The organism is Stygiolobus caldivivus (genome assembly GCF_019704315.1).
GTDB lineage: Archaea > Thermoproteota > Thermoprotei_A > Sulfolobales > Sulfolobaceae > Stygiolobus > Stygiolobus caldivivus.
Genome location: NZ_AP024597.1, coordinates 1,442,225 through 1,462,291, shown reverse-complemented (window position 1 = coordinate 1,462,291; position 20,067 = coordinate 1,442,225). Strand labels below are relative to the sequence as shown.

The following is a 20,067-nucleotide window of genomic DNA, read 5'->3' as shown; positions in this document are numbered from 1 at the left end:
CATCTTCGTCGGGTTTCTACTGTGGGAGGGAAGAGGGCCTGGACGTTCATGGCCTTTGCAGCCGCAAAGGTATTAGAGGACGGCCGCGATGAAGGACGACGAGTTAAGGTCGTGTCACGCAGTGGGTTGGACGTCATCTCCCCCTATAAGGGACTGCGAAATATACCGTTGTCCATATGCGGTATCGTGCATCGGTGCGAGGAGGGGCCTAATCGCCGTATATGAGGCCCTGCTATGGCCTTTCCGAGCAGGAGAGCCCTTACGCCCTTCGTAGTGCATTGAAGGGCCCTGAAACAAAGCCCTTACCCTTGGTTTTTCCCCGCTTGTATGTAATTGGTCAGAGTGGTGCTGACTAACCTCGCTGAGGCCCTTAGGGTACTCGACTGCTCAGGGGACAGGTTTTAATTAGAGCACCGTCTTAAAACTTTTAATAGGAAAGGTCAACCCTTCTAGTAATGCTAAAAAGGAGGGGCTCGGGAGAAAACGTAAGACTTCAGGCACCCGAAAAGCGGTGCGGTAAGGGTCGCTACAGCTTACTGCTCGCCTTACCATTTCCCGCCTTATTACCCGTGTGTGTAGACCGATAAAACGTGACCGAAAAACAAAGCGGTAAATGGCACTGGGGAATCCTCAGCTTTCTGCTCTACCCGAGGCATATCCCGTAAAGGTGATAGGCTAGCTTGTAGAGGGGTACACGGACGGGCTATTATAAAAAGCGGTACTCCTTATTCTGCTTTGTTGAATCCTTCAATTTTCTAAGATGTTAAGCTCGTTAAACTTTTTTAAATTCAAAATCAGGCGTTGACTTAAAAGCAAGTTCCACGTTAACTCAGATAAAAATTGGACTAGTCCACAAAGCATCCTAATTCACCACCCTTAATAAAGAGCTTTACACACGGTTAAGGCTTACGAAAGGGACTGCTCATCACTACCCTAATACGTACTATATCTCTACTGTCAAACGGCTCAAATGTCGGCGCTGGGACTATCCTCGAATACGCGTTGATCTGGTGCGACTCTTCTTTAGTCCCGTCACGGATCTTTATCTCCGTAAACCCTATTGTCCTCCCGTTAACCTTAACGCTTGAGGAGAGGAAACTCGCATACCTTTCCATGTCCGAGTACACGACGAATTCGTACGTAGAAAAGACTAAGACGTTGCTTTTATTTACCGTGACATAGAAACGTGTGGGCCTTTTCCTCCGCGTGTGAAACTTTATACTGCTCACGTTAGCCTTAACGCCGATCTCTTTAAGCTTTTCGAGGACGGACTTTACTTTTTTCTCCTCCTCGTTAAGGAGCACAAAATTTATATACACCACAAAGCTTATAAGCTTTTCTGTGGCTTAGTATTATTCTATATGTTACGTCTTTACACTACATTTGCCCACCCGTACCGGAGCTGTCCAGCGACTTTGTACCGTGACAGCCCATGTCCATTTTTCGGTTTCTACTCCTTTCTTACTAAGGTAGCAGTGAGGACATAGTGCCGTTATTAAGCTATATATACCGGGAACGAAAGGGACATTTTCCCCGGAGCGGCGGGTCGGGACAGGGACTTATTATGCCTCATGCAGTAAAAAGGGACAGCTCAGCGACTACACTATGTCCTATAAAGGCCCCACATGCTCCGCCTCTAACAGGCTTGCGTTTGCAGCTGTGAGAGGTCTATTACTGGACGTCAGACTTAAGAGTATTGAGAAGGCCTTTTAATACCCCATGACTTGTGACGGGTATTTTGGCCATTTATAGATAGGGCTCGTCTAATCCTCTAAAGGACATTTCAATTAACGACGGGGACTCGGCTACCAAACACGTAATACACTAACAGACTGTGTATTAAAAGTTTTTATTTGTAAATACTTAATTGTATACATGTTTACGATAATAGGGAACGAAAAGGTCGATTCAGGTGAAAAAATACCCGTGAGGAACCCGGCGACGGGTGAAGTCATAGACTACGTCCCTTCTCTTCCTAGGGAAGAAGTGAAAAACGCGATAGACATAGCACTCGACACCTCCCCCCGCCTCAACGCTATCGCACCTGCAAAAAGGTCGAGGCTTTTAACTGAAGTCGCTAAGGCCATTAGGGGTAATGTAGATGACCTGGCCGTGACCATGACTAGGGAGACGGGGAGGCCTATAAAGAGCTCCAGGCTGGAAATCGAAAGGACTGCACAAATATTCGAACTCGCGGCCTCGGAGCTGAGGAGGGCCTTAGAAGGGCAATTCATACCCCTAGACCTCTACGAACTACCGGCGGGAAACGAGAACAGGGTAGCGTTCGTTAAGAGGGAGCCATTAGGGGTAGTGGCGGCCATAACCCCGTTTAACTTCCCCGCGGCAAGTTTCGCCCACAAAGTAGCCCCCGCTTTGGCGGTGGGGAACACAGTAGTATTTAAACCCTCGTCACTGACACCCCTAACACAGCTCAAGCTCGCCCAACTAGTCCTGAAGGAGTTCCCCCCGGGTAGCCTGAACGTCGTTACCGGCAACTCAGAAATGATCGGGGACGAGTTTGTCTCCAACGAAAAGGTCTCCCTGATAACGTTCACCGGTTCAGCGTCAGTGGGGCTCGACCTAGCGAGTAGGGCGGTAAAGAACGGGAAAAGGGTAATAATGGAGTTGGGTGGGAGCGACGCTATGGTCGTACTGGAGGACGCCGATATAGACAAGGCAGTGAGGTCAGCACTGGTAGGCAGGTTCGACTTCGCCGGGCAGTTCTGCAACGCGACGAAAAGGGTGATAGTGAGGCGGGAGGTAGAGGAGGAGTTCACGGAAAAGCTAAAGTCGGGGTTGCAAAAGTTCAGGGCAGGTGACCCTATGGACGAAGGCGTCGACATACCCCCTCTGATTTCGAGTGACGCAGTCGCGAGGATGAAAGAGTTTTTAAACGACGCGTTAGCTGCGGGAGGGGAGGAGGTATATGAGGGCAAAGTCCCCGATAAAGGTTACTATTTCCCCCCGGTAGTGTTGAGGCTAAGCCCCGAGAGTAAGGCCAGAGTCCTCAGGGAGGAGGTCTTCGGCCCCATTTTACCCGTAGTCCCCGTGAGTAGTGACGAGGAAGCTGTAAGAGTAGCCAACTCCACACAATACGGCCTTGACGCGTCGGTCTTCACGAAGGACTTCTCAAGGGCTTACGAGATAGCGTCAAAACTCAAGGCCGGGACGGTGGTCATAAACGACACCACGAGGCTAAGGTGGGACAACCTACCTTTCGGAGGGGTACTGAAAAGCGGTATAGGGAGGGAAAGCGTCATAAACACTATGCTGGAAATGACGGAGACGAAACTGGTGGTGTATTCGAGGTGAAAGGCTTTGAGGATTAAAGACGTCAGAGTATACTTGGTCAACGCGGTCTGGAGGAACTTCGTAATAGTCAGGGTAGACACCGACGAGGGGGTAACGGGTTACGGGGAGGGGACTATGGGGGACTTTGAGAAAACTGTCGAAGCAGCGGTCAACGACTTTAAGCCCTTCCTGATAGGCAGGGAAGTGAACGTCCAGGAGGTGTCTAATTTCTTGTACAGGCACTTCTTCTGGAGGGGAGGGCCTATACTCATGTCAGCTATAAGTGCCGTAGAACAAGCCCTATGGGACATTATGGGGAAGAGCCTCAACAGGCCCGTCTACGAGCTCTTAGGGGGTAAGGTCAGGGACAAGGTGAGGGTCTACGCTAACGGGTTTATATCGGGAGATAGGAGTCCGGAAGAGTTCGCCAGGGCGGTGAGGGAGACTGTGGAGTCCGGTTTCACGGCTGTAAAAATCGACCCTTTCGGGGGTTCAGGGCCACAGATAAGCGTGGAGGAGCTGGAGAGGGCCAAGGCGAGGCTTAAGGCGATAAGGGACTCAGTAGGTTACGGGGTAGACGTGATGTTGGACGCCCACGGGAGGTTTAACGTCTCCTCGGCTGTAAAGGTGGCCAACGAGATCGCGAGGTACGAGCCCTTCTGGTTAGAGGAGCCCGTCCCGGAGGAAGACATAAAAGCCCTCAGGTACGTCAAGGAGAGGTCCCCAGTCCCTATCGCCAGTGGGGAGAGGATAGTCACGAAGTTCAGGTACCGCGAGTTCCTCGAAGAGAGGGCCGCGGACATCATCCAGCCCGACGTGTGCCATGTTGGCGGAGTCTGGGCTTTCAGGGAAATAGCCTCTATGGCTGAGACCTATTACACCACAGTAGCCCCGCATAACCCCAACGGCCCCATTGCCACTGCTGCTACGCTCAACTTGATGCTCAACATCAATAACCCGTTGATAATGGAGTTCTGGGTCGACGCACAGAGCGTGAGGAAGTCGATAATAAAAGAGTACTTTAAGGTGAAGGACTCGTACATATACGCTACAAATAAACCCGGCTTGGGCGTTGAGGTAAACCAAGAGGCCTTAGAGAAGTTCCCCTACAAGAAGTTGCATCTAGAGTACTTCAGCAGTGACTACAAGTACTTTGGGGACGTGAACGATGGAGGTAGTAAGTAAGTATAGGGCTATTTTAGCGGAGGGCCCGGTCTATTTTGAGGGGAGGCTCTTCTGGGTGGACATCGAAGGTAAAAGGGTCATAAGGAAGGACCTCCAGAGCGGGGATGAACTGATAGTCGAGGCCCCCGACCTTGTCTCCTCGCTCTGTGTCATTGACGGGAGGAGGGCCTACGCGACCGTAAGGCACGGGATCTATTTAGTTGACCTCGAGGGGAAGACGTTTAAGGAGTTGGTCGAGGTAGAGGCAGAACTGGAGAAAAACCGTTTTAACGACGGGAAATGCGATAAGGTGGGGAGGTATTGGGCAGGGACGATGAACATGGAGAAGTCAGCCCCCACGGGAAGCCTCTACAAGTTCGACGGAAAAGGGGTCGAGAAAATGGTAGAGGGCTTAACGGTCTCTAACGGCCTGGGTTGGGACCCCGATGACCGGTTGATGTACCTAATAGACAGCCCCGCCAGGAAAGTCTACGCCTTTGACTTCGACTTAAAGAGGGGGAAAGTGTGGAACAGGAGGGAATTAATAAGTTTTTCAAACGACGTCGGTAACCCTGACGGGATGGCGGTGGATGAGGAGGGCTTTCTGTGGATGGCCCATTGGGGAGGGGGTAAAGTGAGTAGGTGGTCCCCTCAAGGAAGGAAAGTACTAGAGGTCAGGCTCCCCGTGACTTATGTGTCATCTGTCACTTTTGGGGGGCCTGAGCTGGACACCCTTTACATAACCACGGCAAAGAAGGACGGGGAACCGTTAAGCGGGATGGTATTTAAGGAGAAAACCCGAGTGAAGGGACTGGCGACCAATATAGGGAGGCTGTAACAGGGTTCGGCTTTCATTGTAACTAGTAACCTTTTACGTGACTACTAGTTACTTAGCCTCATCACTCCTCCTCCCTCCCAGTGCAGTCTACGTGACTAACTCCCTTCAAGGACACGGTGAGTTTCATTGAGTGCCTTTCTCCCCCTCGCGACCGCTTACGGAGTTCACGGCGGTACTCTCTGAGTGACCGGTAACTACGAAACTTATGAACTTTGTAATTACTAAATGTCGTCCGGAACAGATAGTTTTCAGAGGAGTGAGAGCATCAGCGGGTTAGGGAAAAGTACGGCGAACAGAGGTACAGGATAAACGCGCCGAAGAAGGTCAGAGAAAAAGCGGAATAACTAGTGGTGGTGATAGTGTAGCGTTTTACGTAAAAACCCTTACGTATGGTATGTTTTTACCGATTGCGTGTGTGCTATTACGTACTTCACGACCGGAAATTAGGAGTTTTTGATTATTTAACGTAAAGTTGTGTATAAGTATTCACGTAAGTATTTAGGATAATACACTCACCACCACGATGAATAAATACTATACGTGATGAACAAGTCGATATCCCGGTAAACGTGTAAAAGGCAATAACACCATAATAAATGAGGCCCTCAGCATATAATGACATAGACCTTGAAGGTACAACTGAGAATGACTTTACGGGAGTGCCACCAGTAAGACATCAGACCCGCCCTTACCTTCACTTACCTCTCCTCGGTGTGATTACGACAAGACATGGGGAAAAAGATTCATCGTCTGTCACAGTCTAACAGTTATGGACGACATTGACAAGGGGATAATTTTCTATTTGCTCAAAGACGGTAGGGTTTCCCAGAACAAGTTAGCTAAGTTGCTTAATATTTCTTCACCTAGTATTAACGTTAGGTTCAGGAGGTTAATCGAAGAAGGGGTAATAAGGGGTTTCAAACTATTTGTGAACCCAAACGCGTACGGGAAGTATTTTATGTACCTCGCGTTCCAGAACTTAAGGGACATAGAAGACGACAGGATATTCATAAAGTTTAGGTGTCTGGAAAACTTCAACGTCTATGGGGTAGAGGCCGAGAGCTCGTCCGGGTTAGACGCACTGGTCAGGGACTTTTCGTTGGCGTTAGGGCCACCCGTGATGAAATATGCCCCTACTCAGGGACTCATCGCCGCTAAGAAAAACGTAGCAAGACTCTTGTCTTTCCTGTCGGAGTACCCCGGGGCTGACGTAGGGGAAATCGCTTTAAAACTAAAAACTACAAGCCAGAAAAAATAAGACGGACACTGCTGAAATTAAACGGGATAGCCAGGGTCATTCCGGAGGTGGACCTCGTAAAAGCAGACGTAATACTTTTAGGCATATTCACCAATAGACTGGAGGAAATTAAACGCCTTACCCTCAACTGTTCGGTAATCACCATAGATAACGGGGGGAGTGAAGGTGTTGAAATACGCTTCACCGGCGGTATCAGGGAGTCTAAAAAGACAGTCGGCTTGGTGAGAAGTGTCGACCCGTATGCCCAGGTCATGTTGGTGTACAACTACTCAGTCAGGGGTATAAATGCTTTTTCTAAGCAGTGAGTAGTAAGCCCTTATCATATATACTACGCTATTTATCTTATGGGTTGGAACACAATAGTCAAAAAGGGCAGAGTGATAGTATTAGTCTGGGCCATAGTCCTCTCCTTAATGATAGTACCAGCCTTAAACTACAACAAGTTCATTACTTATAGCCAACAAAACCCCGCCTCCAAAACAGCGAAAGTCGCATAGCCAATAAGATACTATCGCCGATAAACGACGACACGCTAATCGTAATAGTCAAACACGACCCCTATAATACGTCACCCGGTAGTGTCCTGAAATTCCAGCAAGAAATAATGGGACTACCTTATGTATCTAAGGTAGAGTCGCCCTTCTCGGACTATATAGCTTTCTTGACAGGGGTCACCCACAACGCCACACTCGCGACCCAATACGTTGAAAAACACGGGTTAAAAAACGCCCCACCTTTTATTAAAGACGGGGTATATCAGCAAGGACAATTCCACCTTTCTCATATTTATTGTGTTTAACGTGTCCAGTGACCACTACCTACCTAACGGGGAAACGGCTCCACAATACGACTACCCTGAAATAGAGGGGATAGCTTCTAAACACTTAGGTTCTTTCTACATTACCGGAGACGGGGCGATACTCTACGATACCCAACGCCTGACATCACAGAGCGGGTTCGCCTTCGGCTTGATCTTCGTAGTGTTGGCAATAGCTGTAGGGGTTACACTATACAGTTATAGGGCTTCAATACTTGCAGTCCTCTTGGTGTCCGTGACTACGCTAATAGGTTACTTAGGGATAGTGATGGCGGGGCTCCTGATAGGCCCCGTGGACTATGTAGTGAACTACACCCTTACCGCCGTACTAATAGAGATCACCACGGACTACCTAGTGTTTATACTGAGTAGGTTTAAGGGTGAGCTGGAGGCTGGAAAACAGGGTGAAGAAGCCGCTCTGGAGACCGCCAGTAGGGTAGGTAAAACGGTGCTCATAAGCGGGCTCACAGTAGGGTTTAGCTTGTTCACGTTCTCGTTGATCCCGGGTTTCTTGTCTTGGGGAGTAGTCTTAGTCATTTCGGTCTTGCTCACTGTTACGTTTATGGTCACGTTCGTACCTTCAATGACCTCTTGGTTAGGAAAAAAGGTCTTGGGCAATGTGAAGGTCAGGGACAACAATCCCACTGAAAAGTCGTTTTTCTATAAGGCGTCTAAATACTCGGTCGACCATAAGTACCTGGTCATAGGGGTAATCCTTATCTTAGCCGTCCCGTCCGTCCTATTTTTTATAAACCTACCTACCACGTACAACGTCCAGTCCGGTCTACCCGGTAGCCTACCCAGTGTCCAAGGGCTAAACTACCTTGAGGACAAATTCGGCTCTAATTTCATTTTCCCTATATTCGTAATAACAAACAACACCGGCCAGCTAAAGGACATATCCAACTACCTCCTTACGGTGAAGGGGATTACAGGTGGGTCGGGCCCGTTCTTACAGGAAGACTCTGTCGTTAATAACAATATCTCCGACTTTAAAATCGGTAATTACTATTACTATGTACTTTATTCCAATTACTCACCTTACTCTACAAACGCCATAGACCTGGTCAAACAACTGAGGGGTAACAGCGACTTAATAGTGGGAGGGCTAACATCTAGTATAATAGACCAACAGGGGGTTAACAGCGTTTATTACTCTCTTCTAGAAGTAATACTAGCCGTCGTGACGGGGTTGATCATAGGGGTGTCGTTTAGGTCAATAAAATACGCGTTAATTTCCGTATCTGGTGTCATAATAAGTATCAGTTGGTCTGCTGTGTTGCTCTATTTCATTTCGACCACATTCCTCCACCAACAGCTAATATACCTGATCCCCATAATATTGTTCGTGATGTTAATGTCACTGGGGAGTGACTATAGCACCTTTATCATATCCACTGTGGAAGAGGAGTCTTATAAGGGCTCCAGAGAGGCCATCCCTAAAGCGTTTTCAAAGACCGGGAAGACCGTCACAGCACTGGGGGTAATTCTGGCCGCGTCCTTAGGGGTCTTAGCGTTAATACCGGTGGGGTTTTTGGAGCAGTTAGGAATAGCTTTTATACTAGCTATAGGCATAGACACTTTCGTTATCAGGAATTTCTATTTCCCAGCCATGATAGCAATACTGAAAAGGGCTAAAGGCCAATAGTTTTTTTTATTCTTTAATTTTTCTGTTACCAAGAAGCTTGGGACGAATAAGTCTCAGAGCTTCCAACTATTTATAGTATTCCCGGGTTTTTAACCTAACACTTAGGCTAAAACAAGTTATAGATTACCACCCTAAATAGGACTGTAGAGCGGACATCCTCCTCCTGACCTTTTTTAGCGTTTATTGAAAAACCTGACAGCTTGGTATTACCCTAAATATTTACGTGAACACTTATACACAACCTTATGTTAAATAGCCAAAAATTCCTAGTTTTCAATCGTGAAGTACGTAATAGCACACATGTAATTGGTAAAAACACGTCGACGTAAGGGTCTTACGTAAAACGCTATTCCGGGTAAACTAAGTTAATAAGCCGTCGTCCAATACTTTTATACGATAACAAGTATTAATATTACTTAGTCCAAATTCACTGTGATAACCTAGCTCTCCTTAGACAAATAGAACTTGTAAGGGCCCGTGAAATGGGAGTGTTTTCAACGGTCACCAAATTCGATAAATTTTGTAAAAATATTAGAGTATCTGAAAAACTATCCTTTCTAACACCCCTCGCGGGAAAGGGCCGGCAGTGTGTATAGCAAACACCGCTTTATAGCAGTTACCCTACTTTATAGTGTGTTAATAGTCTCCATCAGGACTAGTGCACCTCTAAAAGGGCCTTCAACAGATTATAAAAACCCTTATATAAGTTTATTACTGGACTGAACGCCCTTGCCTACATGGTGTCCCCGACGCTTTTGCTCTTGCCGGGGGTGAGTGTTAGGGCTAGTGCTACCTCCTCACTCAGCTCGTCCATTGGGGTATCTCGGCTAAGTAGTTGTACGCTTTGGTGAGCTCGTTTTTCGCGGTGTTTAGCCCGTTTTCGTCGTTTGTTTTTCCGTGTTTCATGTTTTTGAAGAGATTGGACGTGAGCCTAAAAACTTTATCAGTAATACCGGTGGTTTAGTATTTCCAAGGAAAAGTAGGACGACTGCTAATGAATATTTTGAGTTTTATCGTTATGTAGTGTGATATCGGTTGTACCATTAGGGATCAATGAATGTTATATAAGCGCCCTTAGTCTGTTCTATTCTCGAAATTTAGCCATGAGGTTTAACGCTAAATGTATCAGAAAGCTAAAATAAGGTCTTCAACCTAATGTTTCCTCTCTTTCCCTCACTTTAAAAATCCCTTGGGTCTATCCTTTTGATTCCAGCTACTTTATCGAATATGTGGTCTGTGGAGATCATGGTCTTATCCTTATCGTATAATAAGCAAGTTGCTGCATAATAAGAATCGAATACTGAAGTTATACCGTATTGGTGCATCAAAGATATTGCGAGGAGATCCGTATCTACGGTAGTAGGGACCCATTCTATGCTAGGTATACTTTTTAACGCACCAAGTTTTAGGAGTATTTCTTGTAGAGATAAATCCATATTCCTTAAAACATAATAAAGCTCATGAAATACTTCTCTAGAAGCTATTACTCTCAACTCTCCTTTAGCTATCCTTAAAAGGACTGTGTCTGCCACTGTTTTAAGCCTATCGTTAGACTTAATATGTGCTAAGAGAGTGTCACTCTCTATCATCATTTTGAGTGCCTAGTGCGTCTTTTTCAGCCTCCTTTTCAGCAACCTCTTTCAACTCCTTAACACTGAGTTTGGTCTCGATTATGCCAGAAGTTTCAGTTAGGGGGTCCTTGGGTATGGGGATGCCAATGAAGAAAGCCTCAGCATCAATAATTATTACTGAGTCGGCATTAGCCAGGTTTTTAGGGAGTTTTATTCGACCACTATCATCGACTTTTACGACGTAGCCCATACTATATATTGTGGATCCCCAGTTTATCACTTTTTCCCCACTTACGCAAATTTATCCCACATAGTCTTAAGGTTAGTTAAGTATTATATTCTGCTTGAGCTCATTTTTATAAGAGGAGAATTAGGGGAGTGTCCCCGGACAGTCATGAAATTCGACAAGTATTCGTAATATTATATCAGTTTACTCCTGATATACTGTACGCCCTCCGAGTAAGCCCCGTTCAGCGGAGCCCCCATACATTGATGATATCTGGTGTTGAACAAAAACCCTTTAGCCCAAATTTAAAATCACATTGTCCACATTCAAGGGAAAGTAGGACAACTGCAATAATAAAATAAAACGGTACCGTATAATAGCCCTAAAAGACCCGACTTGGAGGTGACCCGTTTACCTTTGACCAATAAATAGACACTCCTTATTTTTTTTAAGATGTAATTCGGTTAGTATGAAAGGTTTATAAGACGTTATCACACACCTAATTCTATGACGATCTCGAGTAGGATAGACTTTAGTCACAAATATTCATATAAAGAGAGGACTAGAGGGGTCTTCAGGATAATGCTCGTCCCAGAGAGGATGGCTACAGCGACCGGCTTCCATTACATCGTACTGGTCGACAACTCCGGTCCTATGAGGGGAGAAAAACTCGAGACCGCAAAGAGCGGTGCAATAGAGTTATTAAAGAGGATCCCTGAAGGGAACAAAGCCACACTTATAGTCTTCTCCTCTTACGTAGAAGTCTTAGACGAGTATAAAGACCCCGGCTCCCTGATAGACACGGTATCAAGCACAGGGACGGGGGGACTCACGTCGATGTACTCAGCGTTAATAGAAGCGATAAGGATAGCCATGAGGTACGGGCCACCAGGCTACATCGTCCTCCTCACAGACGGTATCCCGACTGACGTACCGTTTAAAGAGCCCTATGAGGACCTAGAACTACCTCCCGGGTTTAAGGTCATCGCGTTCGGTATAGGTCAAGCCTATAACGAGGGACTACTGAAAGCCTTAGCGGACAGAAGTGGCGGAGTATTGAACCACATTAGTGACTTCACAGAAGTAGGTAACGCGCTCCCCCAAGCGGCCGTCACACAAGTAGGCGCGAAAGATGTGCGGACATAGCCTCTGAAGTGCCCTTGACCTTACTGAACTACGTAGGCCCCCCAGTAAAGCTAGGTGCTATCGAGGCCTTAGTTAGGATTCTCGGAGAAACGACGGTCCCACCGAACTACAGCGGGACCTTAATGACCGTTAAGGTGACCTATGAAGACCCGGTAACCGGTAGAAGGGGATCACAAGGACACACTGTAAGGGTTAATGCGACGTTGAACCAACAAGCCTTCATCAGCGGAGTCGACAGCGACTTGATGATGGAGTACCGTTACTACGCGCTGATGAAGGCGTTAGAGTCCCAAGTGAGTGCCGACAACTTAGCAGACGCTACAAGGACACTTAACGAGATGGAAAGGATAGCCCAACAGACCAAGGACATAAGGCTAATGCAAACTACCAAGAGCCTAAAGCAGGGGTTTCAGAACACCACAGACCTGAAAAAGGAGATAACGAGCCAAGTGACGAAGAAGATGAGGTCATGAGGTAAAATAGCGGAATACCCCGGGTCAGGGCTTTAAGAGGACGATGCAGTCGAGGTCTACCCTGAACACCTACGCTAATATTTATACCCAACTTCCCGTTAAACAGCCACTCCCACCCGTCATAACTTGAAATATGTCCGACTACACCCCGGGTTGACAAAAACACGTCGACGTGAAGTTTTTAAGCAAAACGCCGCTCTGGTTTTTAAGGGACACGCGTGATCTTAATTTCTTATGTAGGGGGTAGAGCTGAATCCAAGACGGGACAGCCCCGGAACCCCTAACTATTTATAGTATTTTTAGCAGGATTATTTCTAGAGCCACTACCCCATTAGTTCTCTCGCTTTGGCGGGCTTACACCCCTTTCCCTAAGTCAACAGTTATTTTATAACTCTCCCGCACCCGTCCACTTGGCTAGCTCACCTGCCTACAAAGGGCTTATAGTCCTCGTCACCTAACACGTACTTCTCCACCTTATACGCCTCCATCCTGAGGAGTGTGGAGTACCTCGCTTTCCTCTTCCCCACCTTCACCTTACTCTCCATCTTTTCGTCGAACTTCTTAACGAACTTCCTCAGCCCCTCGTCCTTCAGCTTCAGCCCCTTCACCTCAAAGTCCCCCTCACTCACTTCCTTCCTGTTTATCATCGCTATCACCAGCCTGTCCACTATTATGGGCTTAAAGACGTCGGCTATGTCCAAATTAAGGGAGAACTTCCTCATGTTAGTAGTGTGGAGGTAACCCACCCTCGGGTCCAGTTGGGTCTGGTATATAGCCCCCAAGACCTCAGTATACAACATCATGTTGCCCAGGCTAATGAGGGAGTTCACCCAGTTCTCCGGGGGCCTCTTACTCCTCTTCCCCAGTCCCCCCTTTAGTATGACGTCCAGTCCCCTATAGTACTCCTCCCTGGCACTCCCCTCTACCCCCATCGCTTCCTCTACGCTTTTTGCACCCTCCAACCTCTCCAGTGACGACTTCAGGGCAGAGTTGTCCACCTTGTTCTCCCTCAAGACTAACGACATGTTCCTAATAGACCCTTCCACGAACCTCTTTGCCAAGTGCAACCTCTTCCCGGGGTCTAAGTAAGCCTCTACTTGCTTCACCAGTACGAGGCCGGACATGTGGGGCTGTTTCGGTATAAACGACCCCACGTACCTCCTCCTCTTCGAGAAAAAGTGCACCACTATACCGTTCTTGGCCATGAAGTCCAGGAACCTCCTGTTAAGCCTCACCTCAGAGAAGACGTATATTGCTTTGACGTCGTTTATAGGCGCGTATTTAGTGCCCTCCTTCGTCACCAACGCTATAGTGTTGTTCTTCCTCTTCAACGCCCCCGGGGTGGTCAGGAAAAGCCTCTTAGGCAAAGCACCTCACCCCTCCTGAATAGCAGTAGGGCTTGGGGGCAGACACCGCAGGGCACGTGCGACACTTAGGTGTCACGTAGACCCCCGACAACCCCCCGCTCACCACCTCAACGCCCGCACGACGCCCCCGCGCAGTGCACCGCCCGCTAAACACACGGTGCTGGAAAAGCTTGGGGACAAACCCCCTCACCTTCCACACACCACTCACGGCAGAGACCACGCCCCGCACGACGCTAAGCACTTTCTGGCGCCCTTCTCCCCGCATTTCTCTACCTTCTCCCCGTACACATCCTATGCACCTTTGGGACGCTTTCACGCGTACTACCCCCTGCACGTCCTAAACGGGCCAGCAGAACTCCCTGTAGGCACACCTCTTACAGTACTTTACCCTCACCTTTTCGGGAGGCCTCTCCAACGCGACGATAGCTTTCACCCTCTTGATGTCCTCCAACACCTTCCCTTCGTCCACCTCCTCTAACCTCTCCTCCACCCCCTCGTCGGGCACCCTGACGACGCCTACTGCTTTCACCCCCACTTCCTTCAGCCTGTAGAGGTAATACCGCAACTGTGCCCTAGCAGACTCCAAGTGCTTACTGGAACACTTCACCTCCACCACTACCCCGGTCTCAGTGTTATAGCTGTCCACCCTCATCCCCTCCATTATCAGGAAAGTCTCATCGGAGTGGACCTTATGTACCGCCCTGCCGTATTCCAGCCTCCTGTCGTCTTGGTATGGTACGATCTGCCTGCTCATCAACCACACCTCCCTCGGGCAAATATAGGAGTACCAGATCAAAGTCCCGGTCACGAAGACGTCACTACTTATCTCATAAGGCTTTTGTTTACCTGACATAGTAATTAATAATGTATATGTAATATATTACTTTTGTGTTTGTTTTTCTCCTCCCTCTTTCTCTGTCGTCACTCACACATTATTAAAAACTCGCGACGGCCGTATTACTTAAAACGCCTATACCGGCGACCTTAGCGACCCCCGTTAAAAGGCTGTCCTTAACTGCACGACTCGTAAAATGGGAAAAATCTTAATTGTGCTTGACATTAGGGGAATACACTCTTACGCTTTACCTTATAACGGATAAAATGAAAGAAAACGACTTGCGCTAAACCCATAAACTATTTTCCCATTTTCTCCAACTCTTTATCATAAAAATGTTGAAAGAAATTGAGACCACACTTATCGAATTAATGCAGCTCTGTGTGTAAACAGCCGAACGTATGCCATCTTACACTACTGGTTTTCACCGAGTCCATGTAATACAGCCCTATGTGTAAACGACAAAACCCCCGCCGCACGTCATGTTCGACCAAATCTTGACGCTGATAAAACGACAAGTCCCCCATTAGACACTGTGCCTTACCGAAGTAGGATCGCGTTATTAGCTCTCCTATCAGTATCCCAGTATTAATTCAGCCCCGTGTCTAGTTAACAGTTAAAACAGCCCAACAAGACTAACAGAAATTATAGCGACCGAGGACCGTCCTTGGGACGTAAAACACCCTATATTTACGACCGATTTTCCGATTCGGGTAATCAGGACAAGTGAATTCAAAAATAAAAACAAAAATAAAAAAACACGCCTATAACGCCTCCCACACCACAGTCCTTAATTTGTTACAGTTCTATATATATTTATTCATTTTATATGGCAGGGAGTGAGATCGGCAGTGAAAGGTAAAACAAAAATATTACTACTAAAACATATTTATTTTTACGTAAAACTCCCTCGGCAGTGAAAGGTAGCTTTAAGGCGTTGTACCGCTGCCGAAAAACAGCAAAACTTTTATCAACCTAGAAAACATATAATACAAGAGGAGTTTGTAGCAATCCCTTGGGGGCTTGAAACGATATGTATAGACCTCTTCAAAAGTCTTCAACGTAAGTTTGTAGCAATCCCTTGGGGGCTTGAAACTAGAAAAAACTACGATAGCTGTTCTAGATTAAAAATTGTTTGTAGCAATCCCTTGGGGGCTTGAAACCGAATTTTTTCCGCTGTCGTAAGGTCTACCGCAATAGGTTTGTAGCAATCCCTTGGGGGCTTGAAACCCTTTGTGTAACGCGAAATAACACGGTGAGACTATCGTTTGTAGCAATCCCTTGGGGGCTTGAAACTTCACCGCGTTATTAAACTCACTTTGGTTAAAAACACGTTTGTAGCAATCCCTTGGGGGCTTGAAACTTGAGCCGTGCTTTGTCAAACTTTGGTAGACCGTACCTGTTTGTAGCAATCCCTTGGGGGCTTGAAACCAGCTAGTAGTTGGACTTCTGTTGGAATCGGTAGTTTCGGGTTTGTAGCAATCCCTTGGGGGCTTGAAACACACATTTCAGCGACATCTACATATTCATTAGTGTGTTTGTAGCAATCCCTTGGGGGCTTGAAACACTAATGCTACTACAACAGCTAAATTCCTCTCGCCTGTTTGTAGCAATCCCTTGGGGGCTTGAAACTTTCTATCACTTTTTTTATTACTTCATCTTTTTTTTCAGTTTGTAGCAATCCCTTGGGGGCTTGAAACAAAATGTGATGTGCATATGTACATAGTGAGAGTGTTCGTTTGTAGCAATCCCTTGGGGGCTTGAAACATGTTTTTCTCTCTAGATTACCCATCTCTTTTTGACGTTTGTAGCAATCCCTTGGGGGCTTGAAACTCGATCAATATGCTCTACAGTTTGGAGTTGAAATCTGTTTGTAGCAATCCCTTGGGGGCTTGAAACGCTCTATCTCCTGAATACCTGTTTTTCTTGCCAATATTCTGGGTTTGTAGCAATCCCTTGGGGGCTTGAAACCTATAGCAAAAAGTGATTAAACATGAATAAAGTAATGTTTGTAGCAATCCCTTGGGGGCTTGAAACTCCTTGACTTCCTCCCCACCCTAAAGGGTGGAGGTTGTTTGTAGCAATCCCTTGGGGGCTTGAAACGTGAAATAGAGATGATATAGAAAATATAATATAATGTGTTTGTAGCAATCCCTTGGGGGCTTGAAACCAGGTTGTGACCATTCTATACTAATTGTCACCATTTTCGTTTGTAGCAATCCCTTGGGGGCTTGAAACGGAAGTGGAACACTCGGAATTCCTGAAGCTTTATATAGTTTGTAGCAATCCCTTGGGGGCTTGAAACTTGCAGCTTCGATAGCATATAATGCGTTCCGTGGATTTGTTTGTAGCAATCCCTTGGGGGCTTGAAACATCAGCCCTCTTTGCATTTGAATAGCTGTTTCAGTAGTTTGTAGCAATCCCTTGGGGGCTTGAAACGGAGTATGTACAGAAACTTCCAAAGGCACAAGTTTTGTTTGTAGCAATCCCTTGGGGGCTTGAAACTCTTGTGATTGCATAAAAACTTTGAAATTTCATCTCTGTTTGTAGCAATCCCTTGGGGGCTTGAAACATGACAGATAGCCTAATTTTTGCTCTAACTTTTGCTTTATGTTTGTAGCAATCCCTTGGGGGCTTGAAACGAGCCCAAACCCCCGCCATATAAACCCGCATAACCTGAAGGTTTGTAGCAATCCCTTGGGGGCTTGAAACGGGATTGGAATTAAGTAAACTTCTAAGTGTCCCTGTGGTTTGTAGCAATCCCTTGGGGGCTTGAAACTATCTTTCATAATACGCGTCACTGGGATCGCCGTTAAGGTTTGTAGCAATCCCTTGGGGGCTTGAAACGAAGAAAAGGGAATAAAGGTAATAAATCGTTCTATAGAGTTTGTAGCAATCCCTTGGGGGCTTGAAACAAAAAACACCTATATTTGGGTTTGAATTCCCGCTCATGTTTGTAGCAATCCCTTGGGGGCTTGAAACTAGACATTTATATGTATTTTGTTAACCCCCCAGTTAAGTTTGTAGCAATCCCTTGGGGGCTTGAAACTGTTTGCATTCGCCTCTCCGAAATTTGTAACGTTAAGTTTGTAGCAATCCCTTGGGGGCTTGAAACCCCCCGGTGATTTGAGATGAAGAAGAAAGATAAAGAGTTTGTAGCAATCCCTTGGGGGCTTGAAACTATTTCTTGGAATTTGAGCTTTTCAACTACAGCTTTTGGTTTGTAGCAATCCCTTGGGGGCTTGAAACCCTTGTCCATTTGTGGCATAAGCTAAAATTGTGTAGGGTTTGTAGCAATCCCTTGGGGGCTTGAAACATCGACGTCTTAGCTGACGCGATGCCCCCGCTTGTGTTTGTAGCAATCCCTTGGGGGCTTGAAACATTAATAGCATACAGGTAGAAATAGATTCTAATCAAAAGTTTGTAGCAATCCCTTGGGGGCTTGAAACTTGACCCTGAGGGAACTACCGTGGAAATCACTCTTAGGAGTTTGTAGCAATCCCTTGGGGGCTTGAAACTTACAAGAGAAGAAGAAGAAGACCATGTTGATTAAAGTTTGTAGCAATCCCTTGGGGGCTTGAAACCAGGTGTTGATACAAATATGGGTGCTATTGAGTTACGTTTGTAGCAATCCCTTGGGGGCTTGAAACGATACTTTTTGCTCTTTCATTTTCCCACCTCATGGAGTTTGTAGCAATCCCTTGGGGGCTTGAAACGACCAGAACAAACTCAATCAAATCGATAATACAATGTTTGTAGCAATCCCTTGGGGGCTTGAAACCCGAATTTGGCAACTTCTCTGAACTTTTCAGCCTCAGTTTGTAGCAATCCCTTGGGGGCTTGAAACTCCTCACCAAACACTATTTTTCTCCCGTTCTTCAGGGGTTTGTAGCAATCCCTTGGGGGCTTGAAACTATTTGAGTTTTTCTTCAAATAGATTTTTGAAGATGTTTGTAGCAATCCCTTGGGGGCTTGAAACCCATTTTGGTAATAGCCCTTTGACGTCTCAAAAATGTTTGTAGCAATCCCTTGGGGGCTTGAAACACGTACTAATAGGGCTATCGTGGACTTTGTTACAAAGTTTGTAGCAATCCCTTGGGGGCTTGAAACACTCCATTGCCCTGCTCCAATACTCCCACCTCATGATGTTTGTAGCAATCCCTTGGGGGCTTGAAACAACCGAGACGTGGAGGGACTGATAACCCTCATTGCTGTTTGTAGCAATCCCTTGGGGGCTTGAAACTCATGCTAGTTCTGAGAGCCCTTGCAGTCCTGTAAATGTTTGTAGCAATCCCTTGGGGGCTTGAAACTCGCAAGCACTAATATTAAGGCTACTAACGGATTTGCAGTTTGTAGCAATCCCTTGGGGGCTTGAAACCACAAATCATAGGTTTCAAATCGCTATCATCTTCACGTTTGTAGCAATCCCTTGGGGGCTTGAAACACAGACCGCTGTTCCAAAGGGTTTGTCGTCACCCAGGGTTTGTAGCAATCCCTTGGGGGCTTGAAACTCAATCCTTCTAGCCTCACTCCACGGCATTTTTACAGTTTGTAGCAATCCCTTGGGGGCTTGAAACCATAAAATTCTACGTTAAAATAGGATACCTTGATATGTTTGTAGCAATCCCTTGGGGGCTTGAAACTCCCTAAATTTGCGATAGGGTCATCATCTTTTTTGCACGTGTTTGTAGCAATCCCTTGGGGGCTTGAAACGTTGATCTCCTGGCGGACGCGATGCCCCCCATCGTGGAGGTTTGTAGCAATCCCTTGGGGGCTTGAAACATATTTTTCATTTGTTTAAGCACCAAGTTCACTACGTGTTTGTAGCAATCCCTTGGGGGCTTGAAACAGAATTACCTTATCCTTAGCCATCTTCCATATTATCCGTTTGTAGCAATCCCTTGGGGGCTTGAAACCTACAGAAAACTACCTAAAAAGTACAAGGACTTGGCGTTTGTAGCAATCCCTTGGGGGCTTGAAACACAAATATGGTGAACGGTCTCAAAGCTTATTATATGTTTGTAGCAATCCCTTGGGGGCTTGAAACTTTTTGCTCTTACGTATTACCATTTCACACAATATTCAGTTTGTAGCAATCCCTTGGGGGCTTGAAACTCGATCAAAGAGATATTCAAAAATTAGGAGGAATATAGTTTGTAGCAATCCCTTGGGGGCTTGAAACATAGAAATGTCATTGCAGTTTTTCTATCTTCATCAAAAGTGTTTGTAGCAATCCCTTGGGGGCTTGAAACTCACGACTATTTTGCCTTTCAGCTCTCTGAGGTTTAGTTTGTAGCAATCCCTTGGGGGCTTGAAACTCAGATAAAGAAATTTACAGTTTTTCAAATGATGATAGTTTGTAGCAATCCCTTGGGGGCTTGAAACTTCATAGGGTCAATGACGTAAATGTAGGGGTCATACTGTTTGTAGCAA

The 20,067-nt window shown here is 46.4% G+C and carries 14 protein-coding genes and 1 CRISPR repeat array (1 of these 15 running past the window's edge); of the genes, 9 read left to right on the top strand and 5 right to left on the bottom strand.

Annotated elements, in window-relative coordinates; genetic code table 11:
- Window positions 1–899 precede the first annotated feature (899 nt).
- Window positions 900–1,304, bottom strand: coding sequence for a hypothetical protein (locus KN1_RS06775; protein ID WP_221290376.1), 405 nt, complete (start codon window positions 1,302–1,304; stop codon window positions 900–902).
- A gap of 571 nt (window positions 1,305–1,875) precedes the next feature.
- Here KN1_RS06775 and KN1_RS06770 point away from each other — a divergent pair.
- The 7 genes from KN1_RS06770 to KN1_RS06750 all read left to right on the top strand — a co-directional run bounded on the left by KN1_RS06770 (window position 1,876) and on the right by KN1_RS06750 (window position 9,016).
- On the top strand, window positions 1,876–3,312 hold the full coding sequence (locus KN1_RS06770; protein ID WP_221290375.1) for an aldehyde dehydrogenase family protein: 1,437 nt from the start codon (window positions 1,876–1,878) through the stop codon (window positions 3,310–3,312).
- A gap of 6 nt (window positions 3,313–3,318) precedes the next feature.
- On the top strand, window positions 3,319–4,476 hold the full coding sequence (gene dgoD / locus KN1_RS06765) for a galactonate dehydratase (RefSeq protein ID WP_221290368.1): 1,158 nt from the start codon (window positions 3,319–3,321) through the stop codon (window positions 4,474–4,476).
- Window positions 4,460–5,293: an SMP-30/gluconolactonase/LRE family protein gene (locus tag KN1_RS06760; protein WP_221290367.1), complete on the top strand. Its 834-nt coding sequence runs from the start codon at window positions 4,460–4,462 to the stop codon at window positions 5,291–5,293. Before dgoD ends, KN1_RS06760 begins: the two co-directional genes overlap by 17 nt.
- Window positions 5,294–6,062: 769 nt before the next feature.
- Window positions 6,063–6,551 carry an Lrp/AsnC family transcriptional regulator gene (locus tag KN1_RS14755; RefSeq protein WP_225905810.1) on the top strand — a complete coding sequence of 163 codons (489 nt, stop codon included), beginning with the start codon at window positions 6,063–6,065 and terminating at the stop codon, window positions 6,549–6,551.
- A 47-nt stretch (window positions 6,552–6,598) separates the two neighbouring features.
- A complete protein-coding gene (locus KN1_RS14750; RefSeq protein ID WP_225905809.1) occupies window positions 6,599–6,856 on the top strand; it encodes a hypothetical protein in 258 nt (85 codons plus the stop codon).
- A gap of 39 nt (window positions 6,857–6,895) precedes the next feature.
- A complete protein-coding gene (locus KN1_RS14745; RefSeq protein WP_225905808.1) occupies window positions 6,896–7,048 on the top strand; it encodes a hypothetical protein in 153 nt (50 codons plus the stop codon).
- Between the two features lie 303 nt (window positions 7,049–7,351).
- Window positions 7,352–9,016 (top strand): MMPL family transporter, encoded by a 1,665-nt coding sequence (locus KN1_RS06750; RefSeq protein WP_258712640.1) that lies wholly within the window; start codon window positions 7,352–7,354, stop codon window positions 9,014–9,016.
- A 1,178-nt stretch (window positions 9,017–10,194) separates the two neighbouring features.
- On the opposite strand, the gene KN1_RS06745 is transcribed toward KN1_RS06750, so the two are convergent.
- Window positions 10,195–10,608: a type II toxin-antitoxin system VapC family toxin gene (locus tag KN1_RS06745; RefSeq protein WP_221290365.1), complete on the bottom strand. Its 414-nt coding sequence runs from the start codon at window positions 10,606–10,608 to the stop codon at window positions 10,195–10,197.
- Window positions 10,592–10,837 carry a VapB-type antitoxin gene (locus tag KN1_RS06740; protein ID WP_221290363.1) on the bottom strand — a complete coding sequence of 82 codons (246 nt, stop codon included), beginning with the start codon at window positions 10,835–10,837 and terminating at the stop codon, window positions 10,592–10,594. The genes KN1_RS06745 and KN1_RS06740 overlap by 17 nt, the downstream gene beginning before the upstream one ends.
- Window positions 10,838–11,320: 483 nt before the next feature.
- On the opposite strand from KN1_RS06740, the gene KN1_RS14740 reads away from it, so the two are divergent.
- Window positions 11,321–11,959, top strand: coding sequence for a vWA domain-containing protein (locus KN1_RS14740; RefSeq protein ID WP_225905807.1), 639 nt, complete (start codon window positions 11,321–11,323; stop codon window positions 11,957–11,959).
- A gap of 14 nt (window positions 11,960–11,973) precedes the next feature.
- Window positions 11,974–12,432 (top strand): hypothetical protein, encoded by a 459-nt coding sequence (locus KN1_RS14735; protein ID WP_225905806.1) that lies wholly within the window; start codon window positions 11,974–11,976, stop codon window positions 12,430–12,432.
- A gap of 419 nt (window positions 12,433–12,851) precedes the next feature.
- On the opposite strand, the gene cas1b is transcribed toward KN1_RS14735, so the two are convergent.
- The gene (gene cas1b, locus KN1_RS06730) at window positions 12,852–13,799 is read right to left on the bottom strand and encodes a type I-B CRISPR-associated endonuclease Cas1b (RefSeq protein WP_221290361.1); all 948 of its coding nucleotides are present in this window, start codon (window positions 13,797–13,799) and stop codon (window positions 12,852–12,854) included.
- Window positions 13,800–14,136: 337 nt separating this feature from the next.
- On the bottom strand, window positions 14,137–14,553 hold the full coding sequence (locus KN1_RS06725) for a Dna2/Cas4 domain-containing protein (RefSeq protein WP_258712639.1): 417 nt from the start codon (window positions 14,551–14,553) through the stop codon (window positions 14,137–14,139).
- 1,081 nt (window positions 14,554–15,634) lie between these two features.
- A CRISPR array of direct repeats spans window positions 15,635–20,067; the repeat unit is 30 nt; unit sequence GTTTGTAGCAATCCCTTGGGGGCTTGAAAC (it continues 1,152 nt past the right edge of the window).